A 13,717-nucleotide genomic window follows, 5' to 3' on the forward strand; every position below is an offset into this window, starting at 1 on the left:
TGCTGGTTAAGTGATAGCATGGCGATCGATAACCGGTCAAATCGCTTTGGGGGGTTAGAGGCAGTGAGGATCCGGCCGCTTCGCGACGAGCCCATGGCGCTCGACCTGGTCGACACCGTCTGGGTGGACCACGGCGCCCTGCTCGACCAGTTCGACGACCTGGAAGGCGTGCGCTCCTGGCTCGGCGACCACGGCCTGCCGGGCGAGGACGATCTGGAACGGGTGCGCGACCGGCTCGTCCGGGCACGGGACGCGTTGCGCGGCTCGCTCGAAGGCCGGGGGCACGACGCGCTCAACGCGGTGCTCGCCGAGGGCTCGACCAGGCCGCGGGTGGACGCCGACGGGCCGCGCGAGACCGTCGTGGTGAGCGATCCGGCCTGGGAGGCGGCCTGGACGGCGGCCGCCGACTTCGTCCGGCTCCTGCGCGAACGTCCCGAACGGCTGCGCAAGTGCGCGAACCCGGCCTGTGTCCTGTGGTTCCTCGACGTGAGCAAGAACGGCAGCCGCAGGTGGTGCTCGATGGAGGTGTGCGGCAACCGCGCGAAGGCGGGCCGGTTCAACCAGCGCCACAAGAACGCCGTCTGAGCCGGCCCGCCCGGAACGCGAGGGGATGGCGGACCTCAGTCCGTCACCAGGACGACCTTCCCCCGGCCGTGGCCGGTCTCGATCTCGCGATGGGCGTCGGCGGCCTCCTCCAGCCGGTACGTCCGCCGCACCGGGAAGGCGAAGCGGCCCTCGGCGTACCGGGCGGCGTACCGGGCGAGCCGTTCGGCCGTGCGCTCGCCCCGGACGACCTTGACGCCCAACTCGGTTGCCCGGCCGTGCTCGACCAGCGTGACGATGCGCCCGCGGTCGGCGACCAGGTCGAGCGAGACCTCCAGGGCGTGGCCGCCGGCGCCGTCGAGGGCCGCGTGCACGCCGCCGGGGGCGAGCGCGCGGACCCGGTCGGCGAGCCCGTCACCGTAGGCGACCGGGATCGCGCCGAGGCCGCGCAGGTGGTCGTGGTTGGCCTCGCGGGCGGTGCCGATCACCGTGGCGCCGCGCATGCGGGCGATCTGCACGGCCGCCGTGCCCACGGACCCGGCCGCGCCGTGCACGAGCAGCGTCTCGCCGGCGGCGACCGCCAGGGCGTCGAGGGCCAGCTCGGCCGTCTGCACGCCGGAGGTCAGGCCGCCGGCCACCTCCCAGGGCGTCCCGGCGGGCTTGGGGGCCACGTCGGCCGCCGGGACCACGATGTACTCGGCGTAGGCGAACAGGCGCGAGAAGCCCAGCACCTCGTCCCCGGCCGACACCCCGGTGACCCCGTCGCCCACCTGGTCGACCACGCCGGCGAACTCGTTGCCCGGGATGCGCGGCCAGGGCACGTCCCCCATGTACGGCGGCAGCCACCCCGCCCGTACGGCCGCGTCGAACGGCTGCACGCCGGCCGCACGCACGCGGACGCGCACCTGCCCCGGGCCCGCCTGCGGCGCGGGCACCTCCATCACCTTCAGCACCTCGGGGCCGCCCGGCTCGGCGAACGCCGCCGCCCTCATCACGTCAGTCATGTCGTCGAGCGTGCTACCTCAACCGCCCTTGAGGTCAAGTCGGCCAACTTTCGATATGAAGTCGGGAACTTTCCGCTTTAGTCGCGCTTTATGTGTATATAGTCCGTCAGGACACACCGGGGGATGGGGCAAACCGAGGGCTGATGACCGAGTTCTTCCACGCCGCTCTGGGCTTTCCGACCGTCATTTTCACTTTCCTCCTCGCGGCGGTCCTGGCTTATTGGCTGGCCGTCATCGCGGGACTGCTGGACCTCGACCACGACGCGCCATGGCTGGGATTCGGGGGCGTCCCCGCCGGGATCGTCATCTCCCTGCTGGTCGCGGTCGCGTGGCTGCTGAGTCTGGTCGGCAGCCAGGTGCTGCCGGACGCCGCGCTGCCCGCCGTGCCCTTCGCCGCGGCGGCGGGCGGCTGGCTCGCCACGCGCGCCCTGATCAGGCCGCTGCGCAGGGCTTTCCAGGACGGCGGGCAGCACTCGCGCGGCGACCTCGTGGGCCGCCCGTGCGTCATCCGCACCGGTGCCGCCACCCCCGACTTCGGCCAGGCCGAGGTCACCGCCGAGGACGGCTCGACCGCGGTCGTCCAGGTCCGGACGACCGGACGGGACCGCCTGGGCCGCGGCGACAAAGCACTCATCTTCGAATACGACAAAGACGGCGAATTCTTCTGGGTCATGCCCTACGAAAGCGAGCTCTGATGGACGTCATCTCCACGGGCTTCGGCGTATTTCTCGCCGTCGTCCTGGTCATCGTGATTGGCCTGCTGGTCATCATCGGCCGCCTTTTCCGCAAGGTGGAACAGGGCAAGGCGCTGATCGTGTCGAAGGTCAACAAGGTGGACGTGACGTTCACCGGCGCCATCGTGCTGCCGGTCGTCCACAAGGCCGAGACCATGGACATCTCGGTGAAGACCATCGAGATCACGCGTACCGGCCGTGAGGGGCTGATCTGCCGGGACAACATCCGGGCCGACATCAAGATCACGTTCTTCGTCCGGGTGAACAAGACCGCCGAGGACGTCATCAAGGTCGCCCAGGCCATCGGCACCGCGCGGGCCAGCGACGAGAACACCCTCCAGGAGCTGTTCAGCGCCAAGTTCTCCGAGGCGCTGAAGACGGCCGGCAAGCAGCTCGAATTCGTCGACCTCTACACCAAGCGGGACGAGTTCCGCGACGAGATCATCCGGCTCATCGGCACCGACCTGAACGGTTACAGCCTCGAAGACGCCGCCATCGACTACCTGGAGCAGACCGCGCTCACCCAGCTCGACTCCAGCAACATCCTGGACGCGCAGGGCATCAGGAAAATCACCGAGCTGACCGCGCTGGAGCACGTACGGACCAACGAGTTCCAGCGTGCCGAGGAGAAGGAGATCACCCGCCAGAACGTGGACGCCCGCGAGGCCATCCTGGAGCTCCAGCGCCGCCAGGCCGACGCCGAGCTCAAGCAGCGCCGCGAGATCGAGACCGTCAAGGCCCGCGAGGAGGCGGAGATCGCCCGCGTGCAGGCCGAGGAGCGGCTGCGCGCGCAGACGGCCGGCATCAAGACCGACGAGCAGATCGGCGTGCAGCGGGAGAACCAGGCCCGCGAGGTGGCGGTCGCCGAGAAGAACCGCGAGCGGGTGATCGCGATCGAGAGCGAGCGCATCGAGAAGGACCGCCTGCTGGAGGTCATCGCCCGCGAGCGGGAGACCGAGCTGTCGCGCATCGCCAAGGACAAGGAGGTCGAGACCGAGAAGCGGTCGATCGCCGAGGTCATCCGGGAGCGCATCGCGGTCGACAAGACGGTGGCCGAGCAGGAGGAGAGCATCAAGCGGCTGCGGGTGGTCGAGGAGGCCGAGCGCACCCGTCAGCAGGTGATCATCGCGGCCGAGGCCGAGGCGCAGGAGAACCTGGTCAAGGACATCAAGGCGGCCGAGGCCGCGGAGGCGGCCTCGAAGTTCAAGGCCCGCGAGGAGCTGGTGCTGGCCGAGGCCCGGCAGCAGGCCGCGGAGCTGGAGGCGCGGGCCAAGATCCGGCTCGCGGAAGGCGTGCAGGCCGAGTCCGCCGCGGCCGGGCTGGCGCAGGTGCAGGTCAAGGAGCGCGACGCGGACGCCATCGAGAAGGTCGGCCGCGCGGAGGCCCTGTCCCTGGGCGAGAAGCTGCGGGCCGAGGCCGAGGGCGCGCGGGCCATGGCGCTGATCGAGGGCGACCGGCTCAAGGCGCAGGCCGAGGGCGAGCAGGCCATGGCGCTGGCCGGCGCCACCGCGATCGGCGAGAAGCTGAAGGCCGAGGCCGAGGGCCTGACCCAGAAGGCCGCCGCGATGGCCGCCCTGGACGAGGCCAGCCGGGGCCACGAGGAGTACCGCCTGCGCCTGGAGGCCGACAAGGAGATCCGGCTCAAGCACATCGACGTCACCCGCCAGGTGGCCGAGTCGCAGGCCAGCGTGCTGGCGGCGGGGCTGGCCAAGGCCAACATCGACATCGTCGGCGGCGACACGATGTTCTTCGACAAGGTGGTCGGCTCGATCACCACGGGCAAGGCGGTGGACGGCTTCGTCAGCCACTCGAACGTGGCCGGGGCGCTCGCGGCGCCGTACCTCAACGGGACGGCCAGCCTGGCGGCGGACATCGCCAGCGTGGTCGGCGGGGTGCGCACCGAGGACATCAAGAACCTGACCGTCTCGGCCCTGCTCATGCGGCTCATCCAGGACGGCGGCCCGCAGTCGACGGCGCTCGGCGAGCTGCTGGAGACCGCACGCCGGCTGGGCGTGGCCGACTCCCCCGTGGCCGCGCTGGCGGCGGCGAAGGGCTGACGTGAGCACCACCGAGCTGGAAGCCGGGACCTACGAGGTTCTGCGGAACCGTCTCCAGGCGCAGGCCAAGGCCCTCGCGGTGGCGGCGGAGGAGGTCAACGGGCAGCGGCTGCGCGTCTTCGGCGGCGCGGAGCTGCGCCTGCTCGGCACCGAGCGGATCAGGACCGAGAACAACTGCGTCCCGAGGGACATCGTCTCGCTGGGCGAGGTGATGTTGTTCGGCTACAACGTCTTCATCGGGCTCAAGCCCGAGACGACCGTGGCCGACGTGTTCGCCGTGCACCGCTTCACCAGGGACGGGGACGCGTTCACGTTCGAGACCGGGAAGCTGGAGACGCTGGAGGAGCCGGCGTTCAGGAAGGACTTCGCCGAGCTGTACCGGTACTACAAGGAGACCAGGCTCCAGCAGCTGCGCCGGGTCGAGGGCAAGCTGCTGGCGGTGTTCCGGACGGGCCCGGCGGACACGAGGGTGCTCAGGTGGACGGTCAGCAACGGCGGTATTCCGAAATATCTGGATAACAGGGGGGAGCGGGACCACGTCTTCCCCCCGTCCCACGACTTCGAGTGGACGCCGACCACCCGCGACGACCACGTCCTCGGCCGCCATCCGCACATCTCCATCGAGGGCGAGGTCTTCGTCGAGACGATCGGCGGCGACCTCACCATCAAGGTCGAGAACAACACCGAGACCGGCGCGGGCGTCTACTCCGAGCCGGTCACCGAACGCCTCCAGTCGCTGGCCGACGCCGACGTCGAGTACGCCAGGGTCGGGCCGCTCGTCCTCATGCGGATCAGGCCGTACAAGGAGCCGGACTGGCGGCATCTGGTGTTCAACACCCGTACCAAGGCGGTGACCAGGCTCGACGGCATCGGCCAGTCCTGCCAGCGGCTGCCCGAGGACCAGGGGCTGATCTTCCCGGGCGGCTACTACCTGGCCACCGGGATCAGCAAGACCTTCGACACGGACGTGGCGGACCTGGAGTTCGAGCGGGTCGTGCGCTCGCCCAACGGCGAGGACGTCCTGTACGTCTTCCACGCCCGCGGCGACGGCCGCTCGTTGCTGCTGCCGTACAACGTGATCAGGAAGGAGGTGGCCAACCCCATCGTCTGCCACGGGTACTCCCTGTTCGACGACGGCACGATGGTGGTCTTCCGGGCCCTCTCCGAGGAGCCGACCCGGGTCCACCCGATGCAGGTGTGGCAGACGCCGTACGTGTCCGACACCTACGCCGCCGCCCAGCCCGCCGGGACCGGGCCCCTGGAGCGCATCGGCAACGCCGAGCTGGTGCGCGGCATCTCCGACTGCCTCTCCGTGGCCCGCATGGTCGAGGAGATGGCGGCGTCGGAGGCCACGTTCGAGGCGCTGATCGCCGCCTGCACCCGCGCCGCCGACTCCTACCACTGGCTCGGCGAGCACGGGCTCGCCGCGCCGCTCGCCGACGTGCGCGCCACCGCCGAGCAGGTGCTCGACGAGTACGAGAACGTCGAGCAGCTCACCCGCCAGGCCGCCGACACCCTGGCCGCGGCCGCCGAGGAGACCGCCCACCTGGTACGCGCGGCCGCCGCCGACACGCCCGCCACCGCCGACGCCTGGGTCACCACGCTGGCCGGCCTGCGCAGGCAGCAGGGCCGCCTGGTGACCCTGCGCGACGCCCGCTACCTGGACCTCGCCCGCCTGGACGAGCTGTCCGCCGCCGTGAGCGCGGAGCTGGCCGCGACCGGCAGGCGCGCGGTCGCCTTCCTGGAGGGCGCGGAGGCGTTCACCGCCTACCACGCGGCGGTCGAACGGCTGGCCGCCGACGCCGCCGCGATCGCGACCGTGGCCGAGGCCGCGCCCGTCGCCGACCGGCTGGCCGAGCAGGCGGAGGGCCTGGAGGTGGTGACGGAGGTCGTCGGCTCGCTGGAGATCGCCGACGCCACGGTCCGCACGTCGATCCTGGGCCGGATCGCCGAGGTGCTGGCCGGGGTGAACCGGGCGCGAGCCGTGCTCGACGGGCGGCGGCGCGAACTGCTCGGCGCGGAGGGCCGCGCGGCCTTCGCCGCCGAGTTCGCCCTGTTCGGGCAGGCCGTCTCGGGCGCGCTGGCGATGGCCGACACGCCGGGCAAGTGCGACGAGCAGCTCGGCCGCCTGATGCTCCAGGTGGAGAACCTGGAGGCGCGGTTCGGCGAGTTCGACGACTTCGCCGCCCAGCTCGCGGGCAAGCGGGACGAGGTCTACGAGGCGTTCTCGGCCAGGAAGCAGACCCAGCTCGACGGCCTGGCCCGGCGGGCCGACCGGGTCTTCGCCTCGGCCGAGCGCATCCTGGGCAGCGTGACCAGGCGGCTGGCGTCCCTGGGGTCGATGGACGAGGTCAACACGTACTTCGCCACCGATCCGATGGTCGGCAGGGTTCGTACGGCGGCGGTCGAGCTGCGCTCCCTGGGCGACGCCGTCCGGGCCGAGGAGCTGGACGGCCGGGTCAAGGCGGCCCAGCAGGAGGCCGGGCGCGCCCTGCGGGACCGGCTGGACCTGTTCACCGACGGCGGCGAGACGCTGCGCCTCGGCCGTCACCTGTTCGCCGTCAACACCCAGCCGATCGACCTGACGCTGGTCCCGCACGACGGCGAGATGCACTTCGCGATCACGGGCACCGACTACCGCGCGCCCGTGCCGGCGTCGTTCGCGGACACGCGGCCGTTCTGGGAGCAGCTGCTGGTGTCGGAGACGCCGGAGATGTACCGGGCCGAACACCTGGCCGCCTCGCTCCTGGACTCCGCAGAGCCCGGCGCTCCCCTGGCCGACCTGGTGCGCCAGGCCGCCGAGCAGCGCTACGACGAGGGCTACGAGCGGGGCGTGCACGACCACGACGCGATCCTCGTCCTGGAGAGCCTGGTCCGCCTGCGCGAGGGCGCCGGCCTGCTGCGCTACCCGCCCGAGGCCCGCGCGGCGGCGCAGCTCTTCTGGGCCTTCGGCACGGACGAGGTTTCACGTAAAACATTGGCCACCAGGGCCGCCTCCCTGGTCCGCGCCCGCGCGGTCTTCGGCCGGACGCCCGCCCTGGAGGCGCTGGCCGCCGAGCTCGGCGGCCGGATCGCGGCCTTCTCCCCCGGCCAGGACACCGGGCAGAGCACGGCTTCGCTGGCCGGCGAGTACCTGGTCGAGGAGCTGGGCGCGACGCCGCCGGGCTTCGTGACCGGCAAGGCGGCGCGCGACCTCCTCGACGGCTTCAGGCAGGCGCTCGGCCCGGCCAGGACGCGCGAGTTCGAGGAGGAGCTGGCCGCGCTCCCCCTGCCCGAGCGGCTGCAGCTCGCCCACGCCTGGATCGGCGCCTACCGGCAGGGCCCCGAGGTGGCCGAGGCCGTCGCCGTGCTCCTGTGCGACCTGCCGCGTCACGACTCCGGCGCCGCCGTCGAGGAGACCGTCGAGGGGCTGCTCGGCGCGCATCCGCGCGTGCAGGACCGCAGGCTGCGGATCAGGCTCGACGAGCTGCTGACCAGGGCGCGCGCCTTCAGGCAGGACCGGGTCCCGGCCTACCGGGCCTACCAGCGCCGCCGCAACGAGCTGGTCGAGCAGGAACGCCGCCGGTTGCGCCTGGAGGAGTACCGGCCCAAGGTCATGAGCGCGTTCGTGCGCAACCGGCTGCTGGACGAGGTCTACCTGCCGCTGATCGGCGACAACCTGGCCAAGCAGCTCGGCGCGGCGGGCGCGGGCAAGCGCACCGACCAGATGGGCCTGCTGCTGCTCATCTCACCGCCCGGCTACGGCAAGACCACGCTGATGGAGTACGTCGCCAGCCGCCTCGGCCTGGTCTTCGTCAAGGTGAACGGCCCGGCGCTCGGCCACGGCGTCACCTCGCTCGACCCGGCCGACGCGCCCGACGCCACGGCCAGGCAGGAGGTCGAGAAGATCTCCTTCGCGCTGGAGAGCGGCAACAACACCCTGCTCTACCTGGACGACATCCAGCACACCTCGCCGGAGCTGCTGCAGAAGTTCATCTCGCTGTGCGACGCCCAGCGCCGCATCGAGGGCGTCTGGAACGGCCGGACCCGCACGTACGACCTGCGCGGGAAGCGCTTCGCGGTGTGCATGGCGGGCAATCCGTACACCGAGTCCGGGCAGCGCTTCCGCATCCCGGACATGCTGGCCAACCGCGCCGACGTGTGGAACCTGGGCGACGTGCTCTCCGGCAAGGACGAGCTGTTCGCGCTGAGCTACGTGGACAACGCGCTGACCTCCAACCCGGTGCTCGCCCCCCTCTCGGGCCGCGACCGGGCCGACGTCGAGCTCCTGGTGCGCCTGGCCAAGGGGGACCCGGCCGTCCGGCCTGACCAGCTCCGGCACCCGTACGGCAAGGCCGAGCTGGAGCAGGTGCTCGGCGTGCTGGGCAAGCTGGTGCGGGCGCAGGAGGTGGTGCTGGCCAACAACGCGGCCTACATCGCGTCGGCGTCCCAGGCGGAGGCGTCCAGGACCGAGCCGCCGTACCGGTTGCAGGGGTCGTACCGGAACATGAACAAGCTGGCCGAGCGCATCGTGCCCGCCATGAACGACGAGGAGCTGGAGGCGGTGATCGACGACCACTACCTGGGCGAGGCGCAGACCCTCACCCAGGACGCCGAGGCCAACCTGCTCAAGCTGGCCGAGCTGCGCGGCCGCCTCACCCCCGCCCAGGCGGCGCGCTGGGCGGAGATCAAGGCGGCCTTCCTCAGGGCCAGGGCGCTCGGCGGCTCCGGCGACGACCCGATGACCAGGGCCGTGGGCGCCCTCGGCCTCCTCGCCGACCGGGTGAGCGAGGTGGGCACAGCCATCAGGGAGTCCGACCGCTGACCGCAGCCGTCAGAAGGCCCCCTCCCTGAGCGGAGCGGCCCGTCTGTCAGGGGCCCGATCCCCGAGCGCAGCGGCCCGGCCCTCAGCGGGCCCGGCGGTCAGCGGGCCCGGCGGTCAGCGGGCCCGGTCGCTGGGCGGGGTGGGTGCGAGCTGCAGGTGGGTGCCGGTGAAGGCGGCGCGCAGGCGGCGGTCGTGGGTGACGACCACCAGCGCGCCCTCGTAGTGGGCCAGCGCCTCCTCAAGCTGCTCCACCAGCATCGGCGACAGGTGGTTGGTCGGCTCGTCGAGCAGCAGCAGGTCCACCGGTTCGGTGACCAGGCGGGCCAGCTCGACCCGGCGGCGCTGTCCGTACGAGAGGTCGGCCAGTCGCCGCCGCAGGTCGTCCGGACGGAACAGGCCCAGGCCGAGCAGCCGGTCGGCGTGCTCGTCGGGGCTGCCCGTCCGCCCTTCTGCGAAGGCCGCGAGGACGGTACGGTCCAGCCGCGCCGCCCGGTCCTCCTGGCGCAGCAGACCGGCCCGTCCGGTCCGGCGCACGGTCCCCTCGTCGGGACGCAGCTCGCCGGCCAGGACCCGCATGAGCGTGGTCTTGCCCGCGCCGTTCGGCCCGGTGACGAGCAGCCGCTCCCCCCGCCGTACGGCGAGCCCGTCGATCCGCAGCCGCCCCGCCACCCGCACCCCGTCGAGCACGACCACCATGGACCGCCACCCCGCCCCACCCACGTCGGCCACGCCCTGATGACGTTCCGGCAGACGCACGTCGGCCCGGACGACCACGTCGGGGTGTTGCGGCAGAAGCACGTCGGCGGGGGTGATCACCTCCTGGGGGTGATCCGGGAGGAGCGCGTCGGCCGGGGGCGGGGCGGTGATGGCGGCGGTGAAGCGGAGCGGCACGGGGGGCGGTGGCACCGCGTGCTCTTCGAGCCATCGCATCCGTGCCCGCGACTGCCGGACGCGCCCGGCGGCGCCGTGGGTACGCGACCGCGCCCGCCACGCGCCGGTGCCCATCCCGGCCTTGGCCATCCCGCGCGGGATGGCCGCCATCCGCCCCGCGTTGGCCGCCACCAGCCCGGCGTGCCGGGCCAGCTCGGACCGCCACTCCTCGTGGGCCCGCACGTGCGCGGCCCGTTCGGCGGCCTTGGCCGCGAGGTAGCCCGAGTAGCCGTCGCCGTAACGGCGCACCCGCCCGTCGGAGACCTCCAGGATCACCGTGGTGACCCGGTCGAGGAACGTCCGGTCGTGGCTGATCGCGACGACCGTGCCGCGGTGCTCGCGCAGGTGCTGTTCGAGCCAGGCGACGGCCTGGTCGTCCAGGTCGTTGGTCGGCTCGTCGAGCAGCAGCAGCTCCGGCGCGGCGGCCAGCGTCGCGGCCAGGGCGAGCCTGGACCGCTCGCCGCCCGACATCGTCGCGACCGGGCGGTTCCGGTCCAGGCCGGGCAGGCCCAGGCCGTGCAGCGCGACGTCCACCCGGGTGTCGGCCTCGTAGCCGCCGCGCGCCTCGAACTCGGCGACGGCGGCGGCGTAGGCGTCCAGGTCGGTGCCGGCGAGTGCGCGCATGCGCGCCTCGATCTCGCGCAGCCCGGCCAGGGCCAGATCGACGACGTCGGCCACGGTGGCGTGCGGCGGCAGCTCCAGCGACTGCGGCAGGTGCCCCACGCCGCCGGGCGCGACCACGGTCAGCTCGCCGTTGTCCGGACGCTCGACGCCCGCCATGAGCCTGAGCAGCGTGGACTTGCCCGAGCCGTTGTCGCCGATCACCCCGGCCTTCTCCCCGGGCCGGACGGTGAGCGACACCCGGTCCAGGACGATTCGGGTGTCGTAACGCTTGGTGATCTCGTTCAGTGCCAATTGGGCAGCGGTACGCATAGAGGCTCCACCTCCTTGTCTCAACGCGGACATGACCGGTACGAGGCGCGGCGGAGCGGTCAGCTCAACGCGTATGCGCCTCGGGCGTGAGAATCACAGGAAGCAGTAACCCATATCGGCGGACACCGTAGCCCATAAGCGGGATTGTGTACAGCCCTTTATTGGGTGCGCAGCGACGTGGTGGCCTCCCGCTGCAGGGCCGTGGACCGCCGGAGGAAGTCGACGATCAGGGCCAGCTCGTCGTCGGTGTAGCGGCCGTACAGGCCGGACATGGCGGCCACGAACGGCTCGAACAGCTCGCCGAAGCCGGCCAGCCGCTCCCAGTTGATCTCGACGATGACCCGGCGCCGGTCTTTGGTGTCGCGCACCCTGCGGACCAGCCATTTGGCCTCCAGCCGGTCGATCAGCCCGCTGACGGAGGCCGGGGCGAGGCCCGTGTGCTGGGACAGCTCTCCGGCGGTCAGCGGCCCGAGACGCTGGAGCAGGTCGAGCGTCTTCTCCTCGGTCACCCCCAGGCCCAGCCGCTCGCCCATGGCGCTGTGGTACATGACCGCGGCGTTGCTGCTCTCCCGGCCCGCCTCGACCAGTTCGTCCAACAATTTCTTTCGATGCTCCGAAATATCTCTGGACATCCCGCCACCCGTGCTCATATATTTCGTTCGGCCGAACGAAAGGATACCAGCATGAAGGCTCTGATCATAGGCTGCGGGATCGGCGGGCCCGTCACGGCGATGGCCCTTCAGACGGCCGGCATCGACGCCGAGATCCACGAGGCGTACCCGCGGGGCGCCGAGAACGTCGGCTCGTTCCTCAACCTCGCCTCCAACGGCCTGGCCGCCCTGCGCGTGCTCGGCCTCCACCGCGAGGTGCTGTCGTCGGCCATCCCCACCCCGCGCATGGTCATGTGGAGCGGCACCGGCAAGCGGCTCGGCGAGGTGGCCAACGGCCTGCGCCTCGACGACGGCACGGTCAGCCACACCGTGCTCCGCTCCGACCTCTACGGCGCCCTGCGCGACGAGGCCGCCCGGCGCGGCGTCCCCATCGCGTACGGCCGGCGCCTGGTCTCCTACGACGACACCGGCGACCAGGTCGTGGCGACCTTCGAGGACGGCACCTCGGCCGCCGGCGACCTGCTGATCGCCTGCGACGGCGTGCACTCGCGCACCCGTTCGCTGCTCGACCCCGGCGCGCCCGGCCCGCGCTACAGCGGCCTGTACAGCTTCGGCGGCATCGTCAGGAACACTGAAACCGGCGGCTTCGGCGAGCCCGGCGTCTACGACATGGTCTTCGGCAAGCGGGCCTTCTTCGGCTGCACGGTGACCGAGTCGGGCGACACGTGGTGGTTCGCGAACCTGCCCAGACGGCTCGGCGACGTGCCCGCGGACTGGCGGCCCGTCCTGGCGGCGGCGTTCGAGGGGGACGCGAACCCCTCGGCCGACCTCGTCCGCCGCGGTCCCGTGGGCCCGGCGCTGCCGGTGTACGACCTGCCGCCGGTGCCCGTCTGGCACCGGGGCCGCGTCCTGCTCACCGGGGACGCCGCCCACGCCACCTCGCCCAGCTCCGGCCAGGGCGCCTCGCTGGCCGTCGAGGACGCGGTCGTGCTGGCCAGGTGCCTGCGCGAGGCGAAGGACCACCGCGCGGCGTTCGAACGCTTCGAGGCCGAGCGGCGGCCCAGGGTCGAGCGGGTGGTCGCCTACTCCAGGACGATCAGCAACAGCAAGGCCGCGGGCCCGGTCGCCCGGGTCTTCCGCGACCTGATGCTGCCGATGTTCCTGAAGCGCGGCGCGAGCCAGGAGTCACTGTCCTGGATGTACCGCCACCAGGTCGGCCTGTGACACCGCGGCGGCGGAGGCCGGCAGCAGCGGCAGCCGCACGTCCGGCGTCGGGATCAGGCCCCTGGCGTGCAGGACGCCCTTGATCACGGTCGGGTTGGGCTCGGCGAAGAGCGCGCGGGAGACCTGGGCCAGCCGGTGCCCGAGCGGGCGCGCGGTGGCCACGTCACCGGCCAGCCAGGCGTCGGCCAGCTCGACGAAGCTCCTGGTCAGCACGTGCGCCGAGGCCAGGATGCCGCCGGTGGCGCCGAGCGCGAGCAGCGGCGAGACGAACGCGTCGTCGCCGCCCAGCACCTCGAAGCCGTCGGGCAGGTCCGCGAGCAGGTCCACCGTGTCCTGGTCGATGCCGCCGGCGGCGTACTTGACGCCCGCGATGTTCTGGTGCTCCCCGATGGCCCGCAGCGTCGCGGCGCCCACGGCCTGCCCGGTCCGGTAGGGGATGTGGTAGATCACCAGCGGCACGGGTGACGCCTCGGCCAGCGCCTCGAAGTGCGCGATCACGCCGCGCTCGCCGGGCCGCAGGAAGTACGGCACGGTCACCAGGGCCGCGTCCACCCCGGCCGGCAGCTCGCGCAGCGCCGCGGCGGTCGTGCGGGTGTCGTTCCCGGTCACGCCGACGGTCAGCAGCGCCCGGCGCTCGGCGCACACGCGCACGCAGGTCTCGACCACCAGGGCCCGCTCGCCGGGGTCGAGGGCGGCCACCTCGGCCGTCGTCCCCAGCGCCACCAGACCGGCCGCGCCCTCGTCGAGCATCTGCCGGGCGAGCTTCTCGACCGCGTCGGCGGCCACCTCCCCCGACGACGTGAACGGCGTGACCAGCGGTACGTGGATTCCTCTCAGCATGCTTCGAGCCTGCCGCCTGCAGACCTGTTAGGTCCAG

9 protein-coding genes are annotated in these 13,717 nt (G+C 72.3%); 5 read left to right on the forward strand and 4 right to left on the reverse strand.

Translation table 11 applies throughout. The annotated features are described in order from the left end of the window. The first annotated feature begins 63 nt into the window (after positions 1-63). A complete protein-coding gene (locus AB0J46_RS18245; protein ID WP_364332858.1) occupies positions 64-585 on the forward strand; it encodes a CGNR zinc finger domain-containing protein in 522 nt (173 codons plus the stop codon). A 35-nt stretch (positions 586-620) separates the two neighbouring features. On the opposite strand, the gene AB0J46_RS18250 is transcribed toward AB0J46_RS18245, so the two are convergent. Next, positions 621-1,535 carry an NADP-dependent oxidoreductase gene (locus AB0J46_RS18250; protein WP_364333466.1) on the reverse strand — a complete coding sequence of 305 codons (915 nt, stop codon included), beginning with the start codon at positions 1,533-1,535 and terminating at the stop codon, positions 621-623. Between the two features lie 155 nt (positions 1,536-1,690). On the opposite strand from AB0J46_RS18250, the gene AB0J46_RS18255 reads away from it, so the two are divergent. From AB0J46_RS18255 to AB0J46_RS18265, 3 genes are read left to right on the forward strand one after another with little or no spacing between them, the layout of a single operon-like run. Further along, a complete protein-coding gene (locus tag AB0J46_RS18255; RefSeq protein ID WP_364332861.1) occupies positions 1,691-2,242 on the forward strand; it encodes a hypothetical protein in 552 nt (183 codons plus the stop codon). After that, positions 2,242-4,338, forward strand: coding sequence for a flotillin family protein (locus tag AB0J46_RS18260; RefSeq protein ID WP_364332864.1), 2,097 nt, complete (start codon positions 2,242-2,244; stop codon positions 4,336-4,338). The genes AB0J46_RS18255 and AB0J46_RS18260 overlap by 1 nt, the downstream gene beginning before the upstream one ends. A 1-nt stretch (position 4,339) precedes the next feature. Continuing rightward, the gene (locus AB0J46_RS18265) at positions 4,340-9,142 is read left to right on the forward strand and encodes a DNA repair ATPase (RefSeq protein ID WP_364332867.1); all 4,803 of its coding nucleotides are present in this window, start codon (positions 4,340-4,342) and stop codon (positions 9,140-9,142) included. Between the two features lie 114 nt (positions 9,143-9,256). Here the strand turns inward: AB0J46_RS18265 and AB0J46_RS18270 are convergent, their stop codons facing one another. Together AB0J46_RS18270 and AB0J46_RS18275 are read right to left on the reverse strand one after the other, a co-directional pair. Further along, a complete protein-coding gene (locus AB0J46_RS18270; RefSeq protein ID WP_364332870.1) occupies positions 9,257-11,005 on the reverse strand; it encodes an ABC-F family ATP-binding cassette domain-containing protein in 1,749 nt (582 codons plus the stop codon). 158 nt (positions 11,006-11,163) lie between these two features. Continuing rightward, positions 11,164-11,604 carry a MarR family transcriptional regulator gene (locus tag AB0J46_RS18275; RefSeq protein ID WP_364332873.1) on the reverse strand — a complete coding sequence of 147 codons (441 nt, stop codon included), beginning with the start codon at positions 11,602-11,604 and terminating at the stop codon, positions 11,164-11,166. Between the two features lie 84 nt (positions 11,605-11,688). On the opposite strand from AB0J46_RS18275, the gene AB0J46_RS18280 reads away from it, so the two are divergent. Further along, complete coding sequence (locus tag AB0J46_RS18280; RefSeq protein WP_364332876.1) at positions 11,689-12,840, forward strand: NAD(P)/FAD-dependent oxidoreductase; 1,152 nt, start codon at positions 11,689-11,691, stop codon at positions 12,838-12,840. Here AB0J46_RS18280 and AB0J46_RS18285 read toward each other — a convergent pair. After that, on the reverse strand, positions 12,802-13,680 hold the full coding sequence (locus AB0J46_RS18285; protein WP_364332879.1) for a 4-hydroxy-tetrahydrodipicolinate synthase: 879 nt from the start codon (positions 13,678-13,680) through the stop codon (positions 12,802-12,804). The genes AB0J46_RS18280 and AB0J46_RS18285 overlap by 39 nt on opposite strands. Positions 13,681-13,717 lie beyond the last annotated feature (37 nt).

It is taken from the genome of Nonomuraea sp. NPDC049758, from assembly GCF_040674635.1.
In the GTDB taxonomy this organism is placed as follows: Bacteria; Actinomycetota; Actinomycetes; order Streptosporangiales; family Streptosporangiaceae; genus Nonomuraea.